This is a genomic window from Kitasatospora sp. NPDC002040, assembly GCF_040296785.1.
Taxonomy (GTDB): Bacteria; Actinomycetota; Actinomycetes; order Streptomycetales; family Streptomycetaceae; genus Kitasatospora.
Genome location: NZ_JBEOXV010000010.1, coordinates 162,478 through 182,183, shown reverse-complemented (window position 1 = coordinate 182,183; position 19,706 = coordinate 162,478). Strand labels below are relative to the sequence as shown.

Annotated in this window: 21 protein-coding genes; 9 read left to right on the top strand and 12 right to left on the bottom strand. The window is 73.3% G+C overall.

What is annotated here, in order from left to right:
- Positions 1–42 precede the first annotated feature (42 nt).
- Entirely contained in the window at positions 43–1,416 is a 1,374-nt protein-coding gene (locus ABT118_RS22320) for a cytochrome P450 (protein ID WP_350671643.1), read from the bottom strand.
- A gap of 195 nt (positions 1,417–1,611) precedes the next feature.
- On the opposite strand from ABT118_RS22320, the gene modA reads away from it, so the two are divergent.
- The 3 genes from modA to ABT118_RS22305 all read left to right on the top strand — a co-directional run bounded on the left by modA (position 1,612) and on the right by ABT118_RS22305 (position 4,356).
- Positions 1,612–2,412 (top strand): molybdate ABC transporter substrate-binding protein, encoded by an 801-nt coding sequence (modA, locus tag ABT118_RS22315; RefSeq protein WP_350671641.1) that lies wholly within the window; start codon positions 1,612–1,614, stop codon positions 2,410–2,412.
- A complete protein-coding gene (locus ABT118_RS22310; protein WP_350671638.1) occupies positions 2,409–3,209 on the top strand; it encodes an ABC transporter permease in 801 nt (266 codons plus the stop codon). Before modA ends, ABT118_RS22310 begins: the two co-directional genes overlap by 4 nt.
- Before the next feature lie 67 nt (positions 3,210–3,276).
- The gene (locus tag ABT118_RS22305; protein WP_350671635.1) at positions 3,277–4,356 is read left to right on the top strand and encodes an ABC transporter ATP-binding protein; all 1,080 of its coding nucleotides are present in this window, start codon (positions 3,277–3,279) and stop codon (positions 4,354–4,356) included.
- A gap of 7 nt (positions 4,357–4,363) precedes the next feature.
- On the opposite strand, the gene ABT118_RS22300 is transcribed toward ABT118_RS22305, so the two are convergent.
- From ABT118_RS22300 to ABT118_RS22290, 3 genes are read right to left on the bottom strand one after another with little or no spacing between them, the layout of a single operon-like run.
- On the bottom strand, positions 4,364–5,407 hold the full coding sequence (locus ABT118_RS22300) for a hypothetical protein (protein WP_350671633.1): 1,044 nt from the start codon (positions 5,405–5,407) through the stop codon (positions 4,364–4,366).
- A 51-nt stretch (positions 5,408–5,458) separates the two neighbouring features.
- A complete protein-coding gene (locus ABT118_RS22295; RefSeq protein ID WP_350671630.1) occupies positions 5,459–6,103 on the bottom strand; it encodes a response regulator in 645 nt (214 codons plus the stop codon).
- Positions 6,100–7,308, bottom strand: a complete 1,209-nt coding sequence (locus tag ABT118_RS22290) for a sensor histidine kinase (protein WP_350671627.1) — start codon at positions 7,306–7,308, stop codon at positions 6,100–6,102. The genes ABT118_RS22295 and ABT118_RS22290 overlap by 4 nt, the downstream gene beginning before the upstream one ends.
- 143 nt (positions 7,309–7,451) lie before the next feature.
- Between ABT118_RS22290 and ABT118_RS22285 the strand changes: the two genes are divergently transcribed.
- Together ABT118_RS22285 and ABT118_RS22280 are read left to right on the top strand one after the other, a co-directional pair.
- Positions 7,452–8,360, top strand: coding sequence for an ABC transporter ATP-binding protein (locus ABT118_RS22285; RefSeq protein ID WP_350671625.1), 909 nt, complete (start codon positions 7,452–7,454; stop codon positions 8,358–8,360).
- Positions 8,357–9,100, top strand: coding sequence for a hypothetical protein (locus ABT118_RS22280; RefSeq protein ID WP_350671622.1), 744 nt, complete (start codon positions 8,357–8,359; stop codon positions 9,098–9,100). The genes ABT118_RS22285 and ABT118_RS22280 overlap by 4 nt, the downstream gene beginning before the upstream one ends.
- Before the next feature lie 6 nt (positions 9,101–9,106).
- Here ABT118_RS22280 and ABT118_RS22275 read toward each other — a convergent pair whose 3' ends face one another.
- A complete protein-coding gene (locus ABT118_RS22275) occupies positions 9,107–10,267 on the bottom strand; it encodes a PucR family transcriptional regulator (RefSeq protein WP_350671620.1) in 1,161 nt (386 codons plus the stop codon).
- 86 nt (positions 10,268–10,353) lie between these two features.
- Between ABT118_RS22275 and ABT118_RS22270 the strand changes: the two genes are divergently transcribed.
- Both ABT118_RS22270 and ABT118_RS22265 read left to right on the top strand, forming a co-directional pair.
- Positions 10,354–11,409, top strand: coding sequence for a ferredoxin reductase (locus ABT118_RS22270; RefSeq protein ID WP_350671618.1), 1,056 nt, complete (start codon positions 10,354–10,356; stop codon positions 11,407–11,409).
- A 7-nt stretch (positions 11,410–11,416) separates the two neighbouring features.
- Entirely contained in the window at positions 11,417–12,535 is a 1,119-nt protein-coding gene (locus ABT118_RS22265; RefSeq protein WP_350671616.1) for a fatty acid desaturase family protein, read from the top strand.
- 5 nt (positions 12,536–12,540) lie between these two features.
- On the opposite strand, the gene ABT118_RS22260 is transcribed toward ABT118_RS22265, so the two are convergent.
- Complete coding sequence (locus tag ABT118_RS22260; RefSeq protein WP_350671615.1) at positions 12,541–13,254, bottom strand: aminoacyl-tRNA hydrolase; 714 nt, start codon at positions 13,252–13,254, stop codon at positions 12,541–12,543.
- Positions 13,255–13,411: 157 nt separating this feature from the next.
- Entirely contained in the window at positions 13,412–14,353 is a 942-nt protein-coding gene (locus ABT118_RS22255; protein ID WP_350671612.1) for a hypothetical protein, read from the bottom strand.
- A 72-nt stretch (positions 14,354–14,425) separates the two neighbouring features.
- On the opposite strand from ABT118_RS22255, the gene ABT118_RS22250 reads away from it, so the two are divergent.
- Together ABT118_RS22250 and ABT118_RS22245 are read left to right on the top strand one after the other, a co-directional pair.
- Positions 14,426–14,797: a YbjQ family protein gene (locus ABT118_RS22250; protein WP_350671611.1), complete on the top strand. Its 372-nt coding sequence runs from the start codon at positions 14,426–14,428 to the stop codon at positions 14,795–14,797.
- Positions 14,798–14,867: 70 nt separating this feature from the next.
- Positions 14,868–15,917, top strand: a complete 1,050-nt coding sequence (locus ABT118_RS22245; protein WP_350671609.1) for an NAD(P)-binding domain-containing protein — start codon at positions 14,868–14,870, stop codon at positions 15,915–15,917.
- 18 nt (positions 15,918–15,935) lie between these two features.
- Here ABT118_RS22245 and paaE read toward each other — a convergent pair whose 3' ends face one another.
- From paaE to paaA, 5 genes are read right to left on the bottom strand one after another with little or no spacing between them, the layout of a single operon-like run.
- Positions 15,936–17,009, bottom strand: a complete 1,074-nt coding sequence (gene paaE, locus ABT118_RS22240) for a 1,2-phenylacetyl-CoA epoxidase subunit PaaE (protein ID WP_350671607.1) — start codon at positions 17,007–17,009, stop codon at positions 15,936–15,938.
- A complete protein-coding gene (gene paaD, locus ABT118_RS22235; protein WP_350671603.1) occupies positions 17,009–17,491 on the bottom strand; it encodes a 1,2-phenylacetyl-CoA epoxidase subunit PaaD in 483 nt (160 codons plus the stop codon). The genes paaE and paaD overlap by 1 nt, the downstream gene beginning before the upstream one ends.
- Complete coding sequence (paaC, locus tag ABT118_RS22230) at positions 17,485–18,366, bottom strand: 1,2-phenylacetyl-CoA epoxidase subunit PaaC (protein ID WP_350671602.1); 882 nt, start codon at positions 18,364–18,366, stop codon at positions 17,485–17,487. Before paaC ends, paaD begins: the two co-directional genes overlap by 7 nt.
- 16 nt (positions 18,367–18,382) lie before the next feature.
- Positions 18,383–18,670 (bottom strand): 1,2-phenylacetyl-CoA epoxidase subunit PaaB, encoded by a 288-nt coding sequence (paaB, locus tag ABT118_RS22225; RefSeq protein WP_057239508.1) that lies wholly within the window; start codon positions 18,668–18,670, stop codon positions 18,383–18,385.
- Positions 18,667–19,611, bottom strand: a complete 945-nt coding sequence (gene paaA, locus ABT118_RS22220; RefSeq protein WP_350671596.1) for a 1,2-phenylacetyl-CoA epoxidase subunit PaaA — start codon at positions 19,609–19,611, stop codon at positions 18,667–18,669. The genes paaB and paaA overlap by 4 nt, the downstream gene beginning before the upstream one ends.
- Positions 19,612–19,706: the final 95 nt, after the last annotated feature.

Sequence of the window (19,706 nt, the reverse complement as noted above, 5' to 3'; positions counted from 1 at the left end):
CGGGGGTGGGCGGACCGGACACACCCACCCCCGAGCCGCGGACTAACGCCGGGTCAGCCCGATCCGGACCGGGCCGGTCGCCTCCAGCGTGATGCCGTGGGTCAGCGGCACGTCCCGGGGGTCCAGTGCCTCGACCTCGAACGCCCGGAGCAGGCCGGCCAGTCCGAGCACCGACTCCAGCATCGAGAAGTGCTGCCCGATGCAGGCGCGCGGACCACCGCCGAACGGGAACCAGGCGTAGCGGTGCCGCCCCGCCTCCGCCTCGGGCGTGAACCGCTCGGGGTCGAAGCGCTCCGGGTCCGGCCAGTGCTTCTCGTGCCGGTGCACCACGTACGCGGCGGCCATCACGTTGGCCCCGGCCGGGATCACGGTGTCGCCGATCACGCACTCCTGCACCGCCAGCCGGCCGACCGCCGGGGCGGCCGGGTAGAGCCGCATCGCCTCCTTCAGCACCATGGTCAGGTACGGGAGCCCGTTGTAGTCGGCGGCGGTCGGGCGGCGGCCGTCACCGAGCAGCGCGTCCACCTCCTCACGGGCCCGGCGCTGCACCTCGGGGTGGTGGCCGAGCAGGTGCAGGGCGAAGGTGAGCGAGGTGGCGGTGGTCTCGTGCCCGGCCAGCAGGAAGATCAGCACCTGCTCGCGCAGCTCGGTCGGGTCCAGCCGCTCGCCGTCCTCGCCCCGGGCCGCGGCCAGCAGGCCGAGCAGGTCCTCGGACTCCCCGCCCGCCGCGGCGCGCTGGGCGATGATCGTGTCGCAGACCTCGTACAGGGAGCGCTCGGCGGCCATCGCCTTCCGGTTGCCCGGGGTGGGCCAGCTGCGCGGGATGCTCTTGGGCGAGAAGCCCCGGGCGGTGACGTAGTGGGCCACCACCGGGAAGTTGACGCGGACCGCGTCGAGCGCGGCCTCCAGGTCGGCACCGAACAGGATCCGGGCCACCGCCCGGAGCGCGAACCGGGACATCTCGTCCACCGCGTCCACCGCACCGCCCGGCGCGGCGGACCAGCGCTCGACCAGGTGCTCCGTCTCCAGCCCGATCGCGTCGGCGTAGCCGTCCACCCGGCGGCGGGTGAAGAGCGGCTGGATCAGCCGGCGCTGGCGCTGGTAGTCCTCGTCCTGCGAGGTGAGCAGGCCGTTGCCGAAGCTCTGCCGGATCTCCTCGTAGAAGACGTTCTCCTTCCGGAAGTTCGCGGCCTGGGTGGCCAGCACCTGCTGCACCCCCTCCGGCGAGTAGATCCCGAACAGCTCGACCCGCAGGCCGGGCGGCCCGGCGGTGAACCGCACCACGTCACCGTGCTCGCGGTGGCCGCTCAGGTAGGTGCCGAGCGGGTCGCGCTTCAGGTCGAACATCGATCCCAGCAGCGGCAGCCCGGGCGGACCCGGTATCCGAGTGGTCGACAAGAGAACCCCCAGTGTCATGGACACCCGTACGTGTCCCGACCAAACTAGCTGACCACCCGTCAGCACAGTAGTGCCGGGAATGTCCCACTCGTCGCTTCGCACATGCTGGCCGGTACTCGTCTTCCCCCTGGCCCGTGCAATGAGACAGGGGATTTTCCGACCGTATCTGCGGGACTATGATCGCCTCACCGAAAGCAGGAGGGGACCCCCCGTATGTCCATCACCGTCCGCCGCACCGCCCTGGCCGTCACCGCACTCGCGCTGGCTGCCGGGCTCACCGCGTGCAGCAGCAGCTCCGACTCCCCCTCCGCCGCGTCCTCCTCGGCGAGCGGCCCCAAGCTCTCCGGCACGGTCACCGTCTTCGCCGCCGCCTCGCTGAAGGAGAGCTTCACCGAGCTGGGCAAGAAGTTCGAGACCGCCTACCCGGGCGTCACCGTGAAGTTCAACTTCGGCGGCAGCTCCGCGCTGGCCCAGAGCATCGTCTCCGGCGCCCCCGCCGACGTCTTCGCGGCCGCCAGCCCGGCCACCATGAAGACCGTCACCGACGCCAAGGCGGCGACCGACCCCAAGGTCTTCGTCCGCAACACCCTCACCATCGCGGTCCCCAAGGGCAACCCCAAGCACATCGCCGCGCTCAAGGACCTGGCGGGCGCCGGCTACAAGGTCGCCCTCTGCGCGAAGGAGGTGCCGTGCGGCGCCGCCGCCGTGACCGCGCTCAAGGCCGCCGAGGTCAACCTCACCCCGGTCACCCTGGAGCAGGACGTCAAGGGCGCGCTGACCAAGGTCGAACTCGGTGAGGTGGACGCCTCGCTCGTGTACAAGACCGATGTGATCGCCGATGCTGCGAAGATCGACGGTGTGGACTTCCCCGAGGCCGCCAAGGCCGTCAACGACTACCCGATCGCCGCGCTGGCCAAGGCCCCCAACGCCGACGGCGCCGCCGCCTTCACCGCCTACATCCAGTCCGCCGACGCCCGACGGGTGCTCACCGCGGCGGGCTTCCAGGCGCCGTGACCCCTGCTCGACCCGTACACCGGCGGGCGCCGTTCGCGCTCCTGCTGCCCGCACTGCTCGGCCTCGCCTTCCTGGTGCTGCCGCTGGTCGGGCTGCTGATCCGGGCCCCGTGGAGTGACCTGCCCAGGCAGCTCACCACCCCCGAGGTCTGGGAGGCGCTGCGGCTCTCGCTGGTCTGCGCGACGGCGGCCACCGGCCTGTCGCTGCTGCTCGGGGTGCCGCTGGCCTGGCTGCTCGCCAGGACCGAGTTCCCCGGGCGGCGGTTCGTCCGGGCGCTGGTCACCCTGCCACTGGTGCTGCCGCCGGTGGTCGGCGGCGTGGCGCTGCTGCTGGTGCTCGGCCGCAACGGCATCTTCGGACGCTGGCTGGACTCGGCCTTCGGGATCACCCTGCCGTTCCACACCTCCGGGGTGGTGCTGGCGGAGGCGTTCGTCGCGATGCCGTTCCTGGTGATCAGCGTCGAAGGCGCGCTCCGGGCCGCCGACCCCCGGTACGAGGAGGCCGCCGCCACCCTCGGCGCCTCCCGGCTGACCGCCTTTCGCCGGGTCACCCTGCCGCTGATCGCTCCCGGCATCGCGGCCGGGTCGGTGCTCGCCTGGGCCCGCGCGCTGGGCGAGTTCGGCGCCACCATCACCTTCGCGGGCAACTTCCCGGGCACCACCCAGACCATGCCGCTGGCGGTCTACCTGGCGATGGAGTCCGAGCCGGAAGCGGCGATCGCGCTCAGCCTGGTGCTGCTGACGGTCTCGATCGCGGTGCTGGCCGGGCTGCGCGGACGCTGGATGTCCGGCTCGTGAACCCGGTGGGCAGGAGTTCACGAGGGGGGAACTCCTGCCCACCACCCGTCCCACTCCGGAGAACCCGATGAGCAGCTCGCTCGACGCCCGCCTGGTGGTCGAACGCCCCGGCCAGACGACCCGCGCGGGCTTCCGGCTCGACCTCGCCCTGCACGCCGCCCCCGGCGAGGTGATCGCCCTGCTCGGCCCGAACGGCGCCGGCAAGTCCACCGCGCTCCGGGCGCTGGCCGGACTGCTGCCCCTGACGGCCGGTCACCTCCGGCTCGACGGCACCACCCTGGAGGACCCCGGCACCGGGGTCCACACCCCGGCCGAGGCCCGGCCGGTCGGCGTGGTGTTCCAGGACTACCTGCTCTTCCCGCACCTGTCCGCACTGGACAACGTCGCCTTCGGACCGCGCTGCCGGGGCCTGGGCAAGCGGGCCTCCCGGGAGGCCGCCCGCCCCTGGCTGGAGCGGATGGGCCTGACCGAGCACGCCCAGGCCCGGCCCGGCGCGCTCTCCGGCGGCCAGGCCCAGCGGGTCGCGCTCGCCCGCGCGCTGGCCGTGCACCCCCGGCTGCTGCTGCTCGACGAACCCCTCGCCGCCCTGGACGCCCGCACCCGGTTGGACGTCCGCTCCCAGCTCCGGCGCCACCTGCGCGAGTTCGAGGCGGTCGCGGTCCTGGTCACGCACGACCCGCTGGACGCGATGGTCCTGGCCGACCGGCTGGTGGTGATCGAGGACGGCCGCGAGGTCCAGTCCGGCACCCCGGCCGAGATCGCCCGGCACCCGCGCACCGACTACATCGCCCGGCTGGTCGGCCTCAACCTCTACCAGGGCACCGCCGCCGGACACACCGTCACCCTGCCCGACGGCGGCCCGGTGCTGACCACCACCGAGGAGCTCACCGGCCCCGCCTTCGTGGCCTTCCCGCCCGCCGCCGTCACCCTGCACCGCACCCGGCCCGACTCCAGCGCGCGCAACGTCTGGCAGCTGGAGGTGGCCGGGCTCGACCTGCACGGCGACCAGGTCCGGGTCGACCTGACCGGCCCGCTGCCGATGGCCGCCGACCTCACCCCGGCCGCCGCCGCCGAGCTCGACCTCGCACCGGGCGGCCTGGTCTGGGCCGCCGTCAAGGCGACCCAGACCCACGCCTACCCGGCCTGACCCGCCGTCAGCGCCGCAGCCGACGACCGGCCGCCACCAGCAGCGCACCCGCACCGGCCAGCAGCACGCTCGCGAGCAGCGGACCCGAGCTCCCGCCACCGGTGTCGGGCAGGACGCCGTCGCCGTCACCGCCGTCGGGCGGCGGGACGGGGCCGGGCGAGGTCCGGCTCGGGGACGGGCTCGGCGAGCGCGTCGGTGTGGGCGTGGGCGTCGGGCTCGCACTCGGGCTGGGGCTCGGCGTGGGGGTGGGCGTCGGGGTCGGCGTGGGCGTGGGCGTGGGTGTCGGCGTCGGGGTGGGCGGAGCGGCGTTGCAGCGCGCGTGCACCTCGCCCAGCCGCATCGAGGAGATCTCGCCCTGGTACACCTGGGTGCCACCGGTGTCGTTGAGCGTGCCGGAGACCTGGATGTCCAGCCACGCCTCCGCCGTCGCCTGCCGGGTCTGGGCCACCGGGTCCTGATGTGACGTCACCACCACGGTGAGCGTGCTGGCGCCGATGGTCGGCACGTCCAGGTCGGCACCGGTGATGTTCAGCGTCGTGGTGCCGACCGGCACCACCTGCCCGAGCACGGTGATCTGGCCGCCGCTGGTCCGGTTGTACGCCAGCGCGAACGGCCCGATCGGCGGCGGCACGCACTCCGCGTACGAGTCGAGCACGGCCACCCCGCTGCCGCTGGTGGACCTGATCGCAACCAGGTCCTTGGTCCGGAAGTGCACCACCAGGGCGGTGAGCTGGGCCTGTCCGAAGTACTTGGAGTCCGCCGCGTCGGTCCGCGCCACCTGGGTCGCGATGGTGACCTTGGCCAGCACGCCGTCCGGGTCGCTGAAGTCGCCGTTGTCGGTGTCGCCGACCGCGGTGCTGTCGGCCTCGCCGTACGTCCCGGTGAAGGCGTCGAGACCGATCGCGGGCACCGACCGGTTCCGCAGCTGCACCAGCTGGGAGCTGGCCAGCGCGTCCGGCGCGACCGCGGCCGGCGGCCCGGTCAGCGCCAGCGAACCGAGACCGGCGGACAGGACGGCCGCGCAGCTCAGCGCGAGGGTATGACGTCTCATACGAACAAGAACTAACAGCTGATCAACCGAAAACCCGGTAGCCCGCGCCCGTCAACGGGGTACGAACCCGGACTCGTAGGCGGCGATCACCGCCTGGGTCCGGTCCCGGGCACCCAGCTTTCCCAGCACGCTGCTGACGTGGGTCTTCACCGTCTGCACGCCGAGGAACAGTTGCTCGGCGATCTCGCCGTTGGAGAGGCCCTGGGCCACCAGCCGCAGCACCTCGGCCTCACGCTCCGTCAGACCCGCCCGGGCCATCGCCTGCTCGGCGGGGCGGTTGGCCCGCTCGGCGGCGAGGCGGCGGATGGCCGCCGGGAAGAGCAGCGACTCGCCCGCCGCCACCAGCCGGACGGCGTGCGCGATCTCGGCCGGGCGGGCGCGCTTGAGCAGGAAGCCGTCGGCCCCGGCGCGCAGCGCCTCGTAGACGTAGTCGTCGTTCTCGAAGGTGGTGACCACCAGGATCTTCGGCGGGTGGTCGTCGGCCGCCAGGATCGCCCTGGTCGCGGCGAGGCCGTCCACCTCGGGCATCCGGACGTCCATCAGCACCACGTCGGGCTTCAGGCTGCGCGCCAGCGTCATCGCCTCCGCGCCGTCGGCCGCCTCGCCCACCACCCGCAGGTCACCCTGCGCCTCCAGCACGGCCCGCAGGCCGGCCCGGACCAGCTCCTCGTCGTCCACCAGCAGGATGTCGATCATGAACCCAACCGTAGCGGCAGCCGGACGGCCAGCACCCACTCCTCCCCCTCCCACCCAGCAGCGGCCGCACCGCCCAGCAGCGCGGCCCGTTCCCGAATGCCCCGGATACCCTTGCCGCCGCCCCGGCGCGAACCACCCTGCGCGCCGGGGCCATTGGCGCAGCGCAGCTCCAACTGCCCGTCCCGGACCGCGATCCGGACCACGATCGACGCACCGGGCGCGTGCTTGAGCACATTGGTGACCGCCTCCTGGACGATCCGGTAGGCCTCCCGGGAGAGCACTCCCGGGAGTACGCCGGCCGGGATCTCCACCGCGGCCTCGACCGGGTGGCCCGCCGTCCTGGCGGTCTCGAGGAGACCGGGCAGCTGCTCGACCCCGGGCCGCTCCACCGCGGTGCCCTCGGGGGTGTCGCGGAGCAGCACCAGGGTCCGCTCCAGATCGTCCATCGCCCGCCGCCCGGTCTCCTCGATCACCTCCAACGCCTTGGCCACAAAGGCCGGATCGGACACCTCCCGGGCCGCACCCGCCTGCAGCACGGTCACCGTGAGCGCGTGCCCGATCGAGTCGTGCAGTTCCCGGGCGAGGCGGTTGCGCTCCAGCAGCCGTTCGGCCCGCAGCTCCGCCTCGGCCAGCCGCTCACTCGGCGAGGCACCCAACAGCCTTACCGCCATCCCGAGTTGAAGACGACCGGCGAGCACCACGAACCAGCCCACCGCGAACAGCAGCACCGGAGCGAGCAGCGCGTACGGCAACAGCGGTCCGTCCGACGGCAGTTGCCAGCCGTACAGCTCGGGCGCCCGCCCCTGGAACGGCTGGGTGGACAGCGACCAGACCGCCGACAGCGAGTGCACCGAGGCGAATCCCGCCACCGTGCCGAGCGCGACCCGGCCGATCAGCCACCCGGCGGTCCGCCGCCGGTCCTGCCACCCCCGGGAGCGGGTGACCCCGATCTGCTCCTCCCGCTCGGGCATCAGCAGCAGCCTGGCCTGCACCCCTTCGGCCCGCCGGGTCGCGGGCACCAGTGCGGCCAGGGTGAGCAGTGTGCCGTCCAGCAGCACACCCGCCGTCAGGATCCGCTGCAGGCTCACGCCTTCCGTCCCGGGGTAGACCAGCAGCACCACCCCGACGAAGACCACGCCGATCAGCAGGTGCAGCCACCTGGCGTAGGTGGCGGCGGCGAACAGGGGCGCGAAGATCCTCGGCATCCCGACATCGTGCCAGCTCACCGCAGCGCACCGGCTCCCTCTCAGGAGGGAGTCGGTCCCCTCCCCGGCGGGATACCCCCGGCGCCCCGCTCCGCTGGAATGGATCACGTCAGCAACGACCGGGAACGACCAGGGAGGAAGCCGTGATCCGAGTACAGGACTTGAGCAAGAGCTACGGGGAGACCCGGGCGGTGGACGGGCTCTGCTTCGAGGTGCGCCCCGGCACCGTCACCGGCTTCCTCGGCCCCAACGGCGCGGGCAAGACCACCACCATGCGGATGATCCTCGGGCTGGACCGGCCGACCGCCGGAGAGGCCCTGATCGACGGCACCCCGTACGCCGAACTGCCCGACCCGCTGCGGCGGGTGGGTGCCCTGCTGGACGCCCACGCCGTGCACGGCGGCCGGACCGCCCGGGGCCACCTGCTCTGCCTGGCCCGCAGCAACGGCATCCCGGACCGCCGGGTGGCGGAGGTGCTGGCCCAGGTCGGCCTGGCCGAGGTGGCCCGCAAGCGGATCAAGGGCTTCTCGCTCGGCATGCGCCAGCGGCTCGGGGTGGCCGCCGCCCTGCTCGGCGACCCGCCGGTGCTGCTGCTGGACGAGCCGGTGAACGGCCTCGACCCGGAGGGCATCCGGTGGATCCGGACCCTGCTGCGCGGCCTGGCCGCCGAGGGTCGGGCGGTGCTGGTCTCCTCCCACCTGATGTCCGAGATGGCCCTGACGGCGGATCACCTGGTGGTGATCGGCCGGGGCCGGCTGCTGGCGGACGCGGGCACCGCGGACTTCATCGCCGAGCACGGCCGCCCGCGCCTGCGGGTCAGGGCGGTGGACCCGACGAAGCTGGCCCGGCTGCTGGCCGACTCCGGCCTCGCGGCCGAACCGGCGGCGGACGGCGGGTGGGAGGTGACCGGCGTGACCGCCGAGGAGTTCGCCCGGCTCGCGGCCGACCACCGGGTGGTGCTGTACGAGATCACGGACCGACAGGACTCCTTGGAGGAGGCTTTCATGCGGATGACGGCGGACAGCGTCGAGTACCGGGCGGTGGCGGCATGAGCACCACGACCGCCACCGTGTTCCGCTCCGAGTGGACCAAGCTCACCACCCTGCGCTCGCAGTGGACCACCCCGCTGCTGGGGGTGCTGCTCACCGTCGGCATCACCCTCGCCGTCCACCTCGCCTACGGGGACATCGACCCCTCGCTGACCGAGGACCCGTCGATCGGGATCTACTACGGCTTCAACTTCGGCCAGGTGCCGCTGGCCTGCTTCGGCGTCCTGCTGCTCGGACAGGAGTACAACTCCGGCACCATCCGCGGCTCGCTCACCGCCGTCCCCCGGCGCGGCCTGCTGTACGGCGGCAAGCTCCTGCTGGGCACCGGGGTCGGCCTGCTGGCCGGACTGGTCGGCACGGCGGGCAGCCTGCTCGCGGTGGACGGGGTGATCGGCGTCGACTTCGGCGCACCCGGGATGGTGCGCAGTGCGGTCGCCGGGGTGCTGTACTGCCCGCTGCTGGTGCTGTTCTGCCTGGGCGTCACCGCGATGCTGCGCAACCTGACCGCCGCGATGGGCCTGCTCGCCCCGATGGTCTTCCTGGGCACGGTGATGCTGGCCGCCATCCCGGGGGTGCGCACGGTCGCCCAGTTCCTGCCGGACCGGGCCGGCCAGTACGCCTTCCGGCTGGAGACCGACCCGGACGTCTGGTTCGGGCACTGGGCCGGCCTGCTGATCATGGCGGCCTGGGCCGCCCTGGCGGTCTGGGGCGGCTGGCGCTCCCTCAGCCGCAAGGACGTCTAGCGAGCTCTAGCGGTCTCCTCCGGGGCGTGGGCCGCCCCGGAGGCCCACCGCCAGGGTCAGTTCGAGCACCCGGTGCGGCGAAGCGAGATCCGGGAACAGCTCCCGCAGCTGCGACATCCGGTACCGGACCGTCTGGGGATGGACGAACAGCGCCGCCGCCACCTCGTCCCGTCGGCCCTGGTGCAGCAGCCACGCCCGCAGGGTCTCCTCCAGCCGCCGTGCGGTCGTGACGGGCAGGGTCCGCAGGGGTGCGAGGGCCCGGGCCCGCAGGTCGGCGAACGCGTCCGGGTCGGCGCTCAGCACCAGCTCGGGCAGGTGGTCCTCGGTGTCGCGGATGTCCGGGGAGAGGGAGCGCGCGCGGACGGCCCGGGCGTACGAGGCGGAGGCACGGGTCCACGGCCGGGCCGGGCCGACCACGGCGGTGCGGTCGGTCAGCTGCCGCAGCAGGTGCGACCGGTCGGCGTCGGGGACGAGCAGCACGGCGGTGGAGTCCGGCAGGTCGTCCAGGACGAGCGTGCCCGGGTCGAGCACGCGGTAGGCCGGCCGGGCCTGGGCGGCGGGCAGCAGGACCGCGGTCAGCGAGACGGACGGCTGCCACCCGGCCCGTTGGGCGGAGGCCAGCAGCACGTCCGGGCCCGCGCCGGCGAGCAGGTCGCGGGCCAGCTGTTCCAGGTGGCGCTCGTGGGCCCGGCCCCGGGCGGCCAGTTCGTCGGCGTGGCCCGCGGCGCTCGCGGCGGAGAGCTCGTCGATGTAGGCGAAGGTCAGCTCGGCGAACTTGGCCACCTCGGCGGCGGGCAGACCTGCGGGTACCGCACCCGCGGCCAGGCAGCGCCAGGCCACCCGGGCGCCGACCCGGTAGGCGCTGAGCAGGGCGTCCATCGAACGGCCGTCGCGCACCTCGCCCCGGCCCAGCTCGTAGGCCGCGTCACCGGCGTCGCCGCCCATGGCGTGCCCGCTCGCGAGGTCCAGGTAGTGCCCCAGCGCGGTGCGGACGGACCGGCGGATGGTGCCGCCCATCCGGCCCGACAGGGCGTTGGCGTAGGGCGGGACCTCGTCGATGATCGCCCCGACCACCTCGTCGGCGGTGGCCGTCAGCGCTGCCCGGAGCGCGGTGACCGTCGTCTCGTCCAGGACCAGTTCGCTGGCCCTCCGGATTGCCTGGCTCATGGTTCTGTTCCCTGCGAACAATTCGGCCGATCAGATTCACGTCCTACGGTCAGGACTTTACGCCTGGGACGCAGCACGCTGGAGCCATGACGAGTGCAGCCCTTCGCAGCAGGGCGTGGAAACTGCTGGAGCTGGTCACGACGCCGCTGCTGCCGTCGGACTACCTCGACCTGGTCAGCCCGCTGCGGGCGGGCGCCGACCTCCGTGGGCGGATCGAGGAGGTGCGGCCCGAGACGGGTGACGCCGCGACCGTGGTGATCAGGCCGGGACGGGCCTGGCGCGGCCACCGGGCCGGTCAGTACGTGCGGATCGGGGTCGACGTCGACGGGGTGCGCCTGTGGCGGGCCTACTCGCTCACCTCGCCGACGGACCGCCGGGACGGCCGGATCACGATCACCGTGAAGGCGATCCCGGACGGCAAGGTCAGCAACCACCTGGTGCGCAGGGCCGAACCGGGCACCCTGGTCCAGCTCGACCAGCCGACCGGTGACTTCGTCCTGCCGCAGACCGGGCCCGCCAAGGTGCTCTACCTGACGGCCGGCAGCGGCATCACGCCGGTGATGGGCATGCTGCGCGACACCGCGTTCGCCGACGTCGTCCTGGTCCACTGCGCGCCCCGGCCGCAGGACGTGATCTTCCGCGACGAGCTGCACGGCCTGGTCGCGGACGGGAAGCTGCGCCTCACCGAGGTGCACACCGACACCGACGGCCGGCTCGACCCCGCCCGGCTCGGCGAACTCGTGCCCGACTGGGCCGAGCGCGAGACCTGGGCCTGCGGGCCCACCGGCCTGCTCGACGCCGTCGAGGCGCACTGGGCCGGGCACGGCGTCCGGGAGCGCCTGCACATCGAACGCTTCCGCCCCCGCATCGTCGTCGCCGGCGACGGCGGCGAGGTCACCTTCAGCACCACCGGCCGGACCGTCGAGGCGGACGGCGCCACGCCGCTGCTGGACGTCGGCGAGGAGGCCGGCGTGCTGATGCCCTCCGGGTGCCGCATGGGCATCTGCTTCGGCTGCGTCACACCGCTCAAGGCGGGCGCCGTCCGCGACCTGCGCACCGGCGAGATCACCGAGGCCGAGCCGGGCGTCCTCATCCAGACCTGCGTGTCCGCCGCGGCGGGCCCCTGCGACATCGAACGGTAGGCGCACCTTGACCGCCATCGACCCCACCGCCCATCTGACCCCGGAGCAGATCGAGGAGCTCGGCCGCGAGCTGGACGCGATCCGCGACGAGGTGCTCGCCGATCGCGGCGAGCGGGACGCCGCCTACATCCGCAAGGTCATCTCGGTCCAGCGCAGGCTCGAACTGGCCAGCCGGGGCGTGCTGCTGTTCTCGTTCTTCCCGCCCGCGTGGCTGCTCGGCACGGCCGGCCTGTCCGTGGCGAAGATCATGGACAACATGGAGATCGGCCACAACATCCTGCACGGCCAGTGGGACTGGATGCGGGACCCGAAGATCCACTCCACCACCTGGGAGTGGGACCACGTCTCGCCGTCCGAGCAGTGGAAGCACTCGCACAACGAGCTGCACCACACCTACACCAACGTGATCGGCAAGGACAACGACCTCGGCTACGGCATCATGCGGGTCGACGAGGACCAGCGGTGGCACCCGTTCCACCTCGGCCAGCCGCTGTGGAACTTCCTCAACGCCTGCTTCTTCGAGTACGGCATCGCGGCGTACGACCTGGAGCTCGGCAAGAACCTGCAGAAGAAGCGCCGCCGGAGCCCGGAGTTCCGCGCCCGGGCCAGGGCCGTCGGCCGCAAGATCCGCAAGCAGGTGCTGAAGGACTACGTGATCCACCCGCTGCTGTCGGGCCCGTCCTTCCTCACCACGCTCGCCGCCACCTTCACCGCGAACCTGGTCCGCAACGTCTGGACCCACTCGGTGATCATGTGCGGGCACTTCCCCGAGGGCGTCCAGGTGTTCGAGCGCCGGTCGATCGAGGGCGAGACGCGCGGCCAGTGGTACCTGCGCCAGATGATGGGCTCGGCGAACATCAGCGGCAGCAGGGCCATGCACTTCATGACCGGCAACCTGTCGCACCAGATCGAGCACCACCTGTTCCCGGACCTGCCGAGCAACCGCTACGCCGAGGTCGCGGTGAAGGTGCGCGCGCTGTTCGAGAAGTACGAGCTGGAGTACGTCACCGGGCCGCTGCCCAAGCAGGTGTTCTCCGCCTGGCACAAGGTCTTCCGGCTCTCGCTGCCGAACCGGAAGCCCAAGTCCAGGACGCCGGACCGCGAGCGCGAGCTCGTCCCGGCCTGATCCGCTCAGTGCAGCCCGGGGTGGTCCGCGACGACGGTGCAGGAGCCGGGGGCGATCTCGGTGAAGCCCGCGTCGCGGACCACCGGCAGGTGACCGTCCGTCAGTCCGGCCCAGTCCTGCTTCGACGCCGTGCGGACGGCCAACGGGAAGCCCGCCTCGGCCCACTCCTTGCGCTGCGCGTCGTCCAGCCGCCACCAGGCGAGCTGGGCGGCGTGGCCGGTCTGCGCCATGGTCTTGCCCGCGCTCATCTCCAGCTCGGGGTTCAGCCAGAGCACCGGCACCCCGTCCTCGACCGGGCCCGGCTCGGCCGGGTCGTCCAGGTCGGTGCCGGAGACCTGGAGCTTGGCCAGCTCCTTCGGCCACCCGTCCAGCGGGATCGGCGGGAAGACCCGGACCTCGGCGGACTCCCCCTGCACCGTGATGCCGGGCAGCTCACCGGCCTTGCGCCACTCGCCGCCCCTGGCCCGCCGGACCACCTTGCGGATCCGGGCGTCCTCCCAGGCGGCCACCAGCTCCGCCCACTCCCCCTCGGGGTCGGTCACCCGGGGATCGGCGAGCAGGGTCAGCACCGCCCGGGCCGAGGTCTCCAGCGCGTCGGTCCTGACCGGCGGCTCGGCCTTCTCCAGCCGGACCACCAGCGGCAGCACGTACTGCGGGTTCTCGTCGCGCGGGTCGGAGGCGGCCGGGGTGCTGGGTGCGGTGAAAGGAGAGCTGGTCACCCGTCGAGCTTAGACCGACCGGCGAGCCCGGATCAGCTCCGGGCGGAGTGGCCGCCGGCCGGCGGCCGGCGGCTGGGCTTCTCCTCACGGACCGTCAGCCGGCACATGTCCTCGATCATGGAGCGGCCGGCTGTAGCGACCGCCCCGCCGGGGCCGGTCAGCGCCGGTAGCCCCGGCCCGACTCGCGCTCCTCGGCGTCCTCGTAGCTGAGGAACCAGCCCTCCGGGTGGGTGGCGGCCAGCAGTTGGTCGGTCCGGTCGGCCACGTCCAGGTCGGGGTCCGCCTGCTCCTCCGGGCCGTAGACGCCGAACAGCTCGTCGGCGCAGCCGTCCCAGTCGTAGTCGTACAGGTCGACCGGCAGGTCGCCCATCATGTCGGCGACCGCCTGGGGCTGGGCGCCGAGCAGCTCGCGGGCGTCCACCAGGGCCAGCCGGAGCGCCAGTTCCTCGGCCAGGCAGCGCGGCAGCGGCCACTCGCCGAGCGCCAGGTCGTCGGCCAGGTCGTCGAAGGTGCGGGCCATCGAGCGGCGCCAGCCCCGGTGCAGGTTCCAGGTCCGGCGGGGCAGCCGGGCCAGCACGGCCCAGTCCGCCTCCTCCTCGTCGGTGACCGGGTCGCCCTCGTGCTCGTCCAGGTCGTCGTACGCGGCGTCGGCCAGCGTGATCAGCTGGGTGTGCAGGAGGCAGGCGGTGCGGGGGGTCAGGGTCCAGTCGCCGGTGCCGCCGCCCTCCTCGTCGTCCAGGTCGAGCGGGAACAGCTCGGCGAAGTCCGGTGCGAAGTCGTCGGTCAGCGCGATCTCCAGGGTGCCGCCGAGGGCCTCCACCCCCGGGATCGCGTTCACCAGCCGGTCGGGGTGCAGCAGGGCGCCGAGGGCCGCGTTCGGGTCCTCGGAGACCTCGTGCAGCAGTGCCTCGCGCTGCCCGGCCGCGTCGGGCCCGGCGAAGTCCAGCTCCTCGACCGCGGCCCGCGCGGCCGCCCGCAGCGCGGGCCAGTCCGTGATCCGGATGCCGAGCACCACCGTCGCCTCGATCTCCTGCGCGCCGGGTTCACCGGATTCCGCCGCCGCGCCCGGCCCCTGTGGATGATCGCTTCGCTCGCCCATGGGACAAGGTTTACAGACTGTTCGCGAGCGAGTCCACCGGCTTGGCACGGCTTCCGGCGGCAGGATGACCCCATGAGCAACCTTGACGAGTACGGCGGCGGGCAGGGCCCGGGTGCCGATGTGCTGGTGGTCACGACCAACGACGTGCCCGGGTACCGGGTGGACCGGGTGATCGGTGAGGTGTTCGGCCTCACCGTGCGCAGCCGGCACATCGGCTCCCAGATCGGCGCCTCCTTCAAGTCCATGCTGGGCGGCGAGCTGAAGGGTCTGACCAAGACACTGGTCGAGAGCCGCAACCAGGCGATGGAGCGGCTGGTCGAGCAGACCAAGGCGCGCGGCGGCAACGCGGTGCTGATGATGCGCTTCGACGTGACCGAGGCGGCGGACCTGGGCACCGAGATCTGCGCGTACGGCACGGCCGTGGTGATCTCGCCCACGCCGTAGGGAACACGGCCGTGCCCGTCGATGTTTCACGGGCGTGACTGTTTACGATGCAACGACTGACGTCGATGTCGTGGTGATAGGCGCCGGGCAGGCGGGTCTGTCCGCCGCCTACCACCTGCGGCGGCGCGGTCTGGCGCCGTACGCGGACTTCGTGGTGCTGGACGCCGACGACGCCCCCGGCGGGGCCTGGGCGCACCGCTCGCCCTCGCTCCGGATGGCGACCGTGCACGGCTTCCACGACCTGCCCGACTTCGAGCTCCCGCCGCCGGACCCGGCCGCCCCGGCCCGCGAGGTGGTGCCCGGCTACTTCGCCGCGTACGAGGCCAAGCACGCGCTGCCGGTGATCCGCCCGGTCCGGGTACGGTCCGTCAGTTCCCTTCCCGACCGGCGGCTGCTGATCGCCACCGACGCGGGCGACTGGACCGCCCGGGCGCTGGTCAACGCCACCGGCACCTGGACCAGGCCGTTCCTGCCGTACTACCCCGGGCACTTCACCGGCCGTCAGCTGCACTACGCCGACTACCGGGGCCCGGAGGAGTTCGCCGGGCAGCGGGTGCTGGTGGTCGGCGGCGGCGCCTCGGCGGTCCAGGTGCTCTCCGAGGTCGCGGCGGTGGCCGAGACGGTCTGGGTGACCCGGCGTGAACCCGTCTACCGGGACGGCCCGTTCACCGAGGAGTCCGGGCGGGCGGCGGTCGCGCTGGTCGAGGAGCGGGTCCGGCAGGGGCTGCCGGTGCGCAGCGTGGTGAGCGTCACCGGCCTCGGCCCCTCGGTCGCCTACCGCCGCGCCGAGCAGCTCGGCGCGCTGCACCGCCGCCCGATGTTCGACCGGCTGACCGAGCACGGAGTCGCCTGGGGCGACCAGGAGTTGGCGGTCGACGCGATCGTCTGGGCCACCGGCTTCCGCCCCGAGGTCGGCCATCTGGCCCCGCTTAACCTGCGCAGCGCCGGCGGCGGAATCCGGATCGACGGCACCCGGGCCGTCGACGACCCGCGCATCCACCTGGTCGGCTACGGCCCGTCCGCCTCCACCATCGGCGCCAACCGGGCCGGCCGGGCCGCCGCCAACGAGATCGTCAGGCTGCTCGGGCGCGCCACCCCGGCGCCCGCCCTGACGGGCTGACGGCAGGCGGACGGCGGGTCAGCGGTCGTAGTCGACGGTGACCGTGTCCGAGACCGGGCGGGCCTGGCAGGTCAGTACGTAGCCCGCCGCGAGCTCCTTCTCCTCCAGCGCGAAGTTGCGCCGCATCTCCACCTCGCCCTCGGTGACCAGCGCCCGGCAGGTGCCGCAGACGCCGCCCTTGCAGGCGAACGGCAGGTCGGGCCGGGAGCGCTGGGCGCCGTCCAGGATCGACCGGTCGCGCGGCAGCGCCAGGGTGCCGGAGCGGCCGTCCAGCACCACCGTCACCTCCGAGCGGTCGCCGTCCGGCTGCTCGGGGGCCCGGTCGGCCACCGGCTCGTCGTCGGCGTGGAACAGCTCCTGGTGCACCCGCTCGGCCGGCACCCCCAGCTCGGTCAGCAGCTCCTTGGCGCCGAGCACCATCCCGTACGGGCCGCAGAGCCACCAGTGGTCCACCTCGGCCGCGTCCACCAGGGCGCCGAACAGCGCCCGGACCCGGTCCGCGTCCAGCCGGCCGCTCAGCAGCTCGGCGTCCCTGGTCTCCCGGGAGAGCACGTGCAGCAGTTGGAACCGCTCCAGGTGGGTGTCCTTCAGGTCCGCCAGCTCGTCGGCGAACATCACCGTGTCGCTGCGCCGGTTCCCGTACACCAGCACCACCTCCGACTGCCCGTCGGCCAGCACCGAGGCGGCGATCGACAGCATCGGCGTCACCCCGGACCCGGCCGCCAGCAGCACATGCGTGCCGGGCACCGCCAGATCCGGCGTGAACAGCCCGACCGGCGGCATCACCTCGACCGCCTCGCCGACCCGCGCCTCCCGCACCAGCCAGCGCGAGAACAGCCCGCCGGGCACCTCCCGGACCGCGATCCGCAGCGCCCCGCCCACCGGTGCGCAGATCGAGTACGAGCGCCGCTCGTCCACGCCGTCCACGAACCGACGCAGCGTCAGCGTCTGCCCCGGCCGGAAGGCGTACGCCTCGGCCAGCTCGGCCGGCACCTCGAAGGTGACCGCGACGGCGTCCTCGCAGAGCGGCTCCAGCGCGGCGATCCGCAGCTCCTGGAAGGTGAGCCGACGGGAGGTCGTGGTGGTGGTCACTAGATCTCCTTGATGCGTTCGAAGGGCTCCCGGCAGTCGCGGCAGCGCCAGAGCGCCTTGCAGGAGGTGGAGCCGAAGCGGGAGAGCTCCTCGGTGTCCTGGCTGCCGCACTGCGGGCAGGGCACCGCGAGCCTGGTGCGGCCCAGGTGCAGCAGGCCGGTGTGGACCGGCGGGGCGATGCCGGCCTCGGCCAGCTTGCGGCGGCCCGCGTCGGTGATCAGGTCGGTGCTCCACGGCGGGTCCAGCCGGAGCCGGACGCTCACCTCGGCGAAGCCCGCCGCCCGCAGCCGGCCCGCGACGTCGGCGGCCATCTCGGCCACGGCCGGGCAGCCGGAGTAGGTCGGGGTGAGCCAGGCGGTGACGCTGCCGCCCTCCTGCGCCACCTCGGCCAGCACGCCGAGCTCGGCCAGTGTGAGCATCGGCAGCTCGGGGTCGGGGACGGCGGCCGCCACCTCCCAGGCGCTCGCCAGGGTCGTCACCATGACGCCCCCGGGTGCGCCCGGGCCACCACCTGGAGCTCGGCCAGCAGCAGGCCGAGCGCCTCGGTGTGCACGCCGTCCCGGCCGGCCCGGCCGCCGACCCGGGCCATCGGGGCCGCCTGCGGCACCGTCAGACCGGCCCCGGTGACCACCTCGGTCAGCTCGGCCAGCACCGGCTCGCGCAGCCCGCCGGGGTCGACGCCGAGCCGCAGCTCGGCCTGATGGGCCGTGAACAGCTCGTCCAGCAGCGGCCAGACCGCGTCCAGACCGGCCTGCATCCGCTCGGCCGAGTACGCGGTGCCGTCGCCGAGCCGCAGCGTCCAGGCGGCGGCGTACTCGCGGTGGTAGGCCAGCTCCTTGACGCCCCGGGCCGCGACCGCCGCCAGCACCGGGTCGGCGTGCGAGGCCAGCCGCTGGTACAGCGCGTGCCGGGCGGTGGCGAACAGCAGCAGCCGGGCCACGGTGTGCGCGAAGTCGCCGTTCGGCACCTCCACCAGGCGGACGTTGCGGAACTCGTGGTCCTCGCGCCAGTACGCCAGGTCGTCCTCGGTCCGCTCGGTGCCGTCCGCCTGGCCGGACCGGGTGAGCAGCTGGCGGGCCTGGCCGAGCAGGTCGAGGCCGAGGTTGGCGAGCGCCACCTCCTCCTCCAGCTCGGGCGCCCGGGTGCACCACTCGATCAGCCGCTGGGCCAGGATCAGCGCGTCGTCGCCGAGCATCAGGCAGTACGCCGCCAGGTCGGCCGCGTCCACCCCCGCCGGGACGGCCCGGTCCACGCCGAGCAGCGGGTCGGCGAAGCCGGTGCCGTACGCCCAGCGGGCCTCGCCCTCGGGGCCGTGGTCGGCCTCGGCGAGGGACAGGTACACGTGGTCGTCGCTCATGAGAGGTGCTCCCCCGTCAGATGTGCGGGACATCCTCGGGGATGTCGTAGAAGGTCGGGTGGCGGTAGACCTTGTCCCCGCTGGGGGCGAAGAACGGGTCCTGCTCGTCCGGGGTGGAGGCGGTGATCGCGGTGGACGGGACCACCCAGAGGCTGACGCCTTCGTTCCGCCGGGTGTAGAGGTCGCGGGCGGCGAGCAGCGCCATCCGGTCGTCGGCGGCGTGCAGCGAGCCCACGTGCACGTGGTTCAGCCCGCGCCGGGGGCGGACGAAGACCTCGTACAGCGGCCAGTCGGCCTTGCTCATCGCTTCTTCTCCTGCTTCGCTGCGTGGGCCAGGGCCGCCTCGCGCACCCAGGCACCGTCCTCGTGGGCGGCCCGGCGGCGCTCGACGCGCTGCGCGTTGCACGGCCCCTGACCCTTGATCACCTGCTTCAGCTCGGACCAGTCGGGCTCGCCGAAGTCCCAGCCGCTCCGCTCCTCGTTCCAGACCAGCTCCGGGTCGGGGAGGGTGACGCCGAGGTGCTGGGCCTGCGGGACCGTCATGTCGACGAACCGCTGCCGGAGCTCGTCGTTGGTGTGCCGCTTGATCCGCCAGGCCATCGACTGCGCCGTGTTCGGCGAGTCGCCGTCCGGCGGGCCGAACATCATCAGCGACGGCCACCACCAGCGGTCCACCGCGTCCTGCACCATCCGGCGCTGGCCCTCGGTGCCGCGCATCATCGTCATCAGCAGCTCGAAGCCCTGCCGCTGGTGGAACGACTCCTCCTTGCAGACCCGCACCATGGCCCGCGCGTACGGACCGTACGAGCAGCGGCAGAGCGGCACCTGGTTGCAGATCGCCGCGCCGTCCACCAGCCAGCCGATCACGCCGACGTCGGCGAAGCTCAGCGTCGGGTAGTTGAAGATCGAGGAGTACTTCTGCCGCCCGGAGACCAGCTTCTCGGTCAGCTCGGCCCGGTCGACGCCGAGCGTCTCGGCCGCCGCGTACAGGTAGAGCCCGTGGCCGGCCTCGTCCTGGGCCTTGGCCAGCAGGATCGCCTTCCGCCGCAGCGAGGGCGCCCTGGTCAGCCAGGCCCCCTCCGGCTGCATGCCGATGATCTCGGAGTGCGCGTGCTGGGCGATCTGGCGCACCAGCGTGGCCCGGTACGCCTCGGGCATCCAGTCCCGCGGCTCCACCCGCTGCTCGGCCGCCACCACCGCGTCGAACCGGCCCTCCAGGGCCTCCACCGCTTCGGACACCGTCACCGCACCCACCTCCCGACTGACCGTTCGGTCGGTACCATTCTGTAGCCGGGACCTCACCCCTGACAAGAGCGGGCCGAAAACGGGTGTCGGCGCGG

Coding starts and splice junctions, on each gene's coding strand:
- ABT118_RS22320 (WP_350671643.1), bottom strand. CDS start 1,416: ATGACACTGGGGGTTCTCTTGTCGACCACTCGGATACCGGGTCCGCCC.
- modA (WP_350671641.1), top strand. CDS start 1,612: ATGTCCATCACCGTCCGCCGCACCGCCCTGGCCGTCACCGCACTCGCG.
- ABT118_RS22305 (WP_350671635.1), top strand. CDS start 3,277: ATGAGCAGCTCGCTCGACGCCCGCCTGGTGGTCGAACGCCCCGGCCAG.
- ABT118_RS22300 (WP_350671633.1), bottom strand. CDS start 5,407: ATGAGACGTCATACCCTCGCGCTGAGCTGCGCGGCCGTCCTGTCCGCC.
- ABT118_RS22295 (WP_350671630.1), bottom strand. CDS start 6,103: ATGATCGACATCCTGCTGGTGGACGACGAGGAGCTGGTCCGGGCCGGC.
- ABT118_RS22290 (WP_350671627.1), bottom strand. CDS start 7,308: ATGCCGAGGATCTTCGCGCCCCTGTTCGCCGCCGCCACCTACGCCAGG.
- ABT118_RS22280 (WP_350671622.1), top strand. CDS start 8,357: ATGAGCACCACGACCGCCACCGTGTTCCGCTCCGAGTGGACCAAGCTC.
- ABT118_RS22275 (WP_350671620.1), bottom strand. CDS start 10,267: ATGAGCCAGGCAATCCGGAGGGCCAGCGAACTGGTCCTGGACGAGACG.
- ABT118_RS22270 (WP_350671618.1), top strand. CDS start 10,354: ATGACGAGTGCAGCCCTTCGCAGCAGGGCGTGGAAACTGCTGGAGCTG.
- ABT118_RS22255 (WP_350671612.1), bottom strand. CDS start 14,353: ATGGGCGAGCGAAGCGATCATCCACAGGGGCCGGGCGCGGCGGCGGAA.
- ABT118_RS22250 (WP_350671611.1), top strand. CDS start 14,426: ATGAGCAACCTTGACGAGTACGGCGGCGGGCAGGGCCCGGGTGCCGAT.
- paaD (WP_350671603.1), bottom strand. CDS start 17,491: ATGGTGACGACCCTGGCGAGCGCCTGGGAGGTGGCGGCCGCCGTCCCC.
- paaC (WP_350671602.1), bottom strand. CDS start 18,366: ATGAGCGACGACCACGTGTACCTGTCCCTCGCCGAGGCCGACCACGGC.
- paaB (WP_057239508.1), bottom strand. CDS start 18,670: ATGAGCAAGGCCGACTGGCCGCTGTACGAGGTCTTCGTCCGCCCCCGG.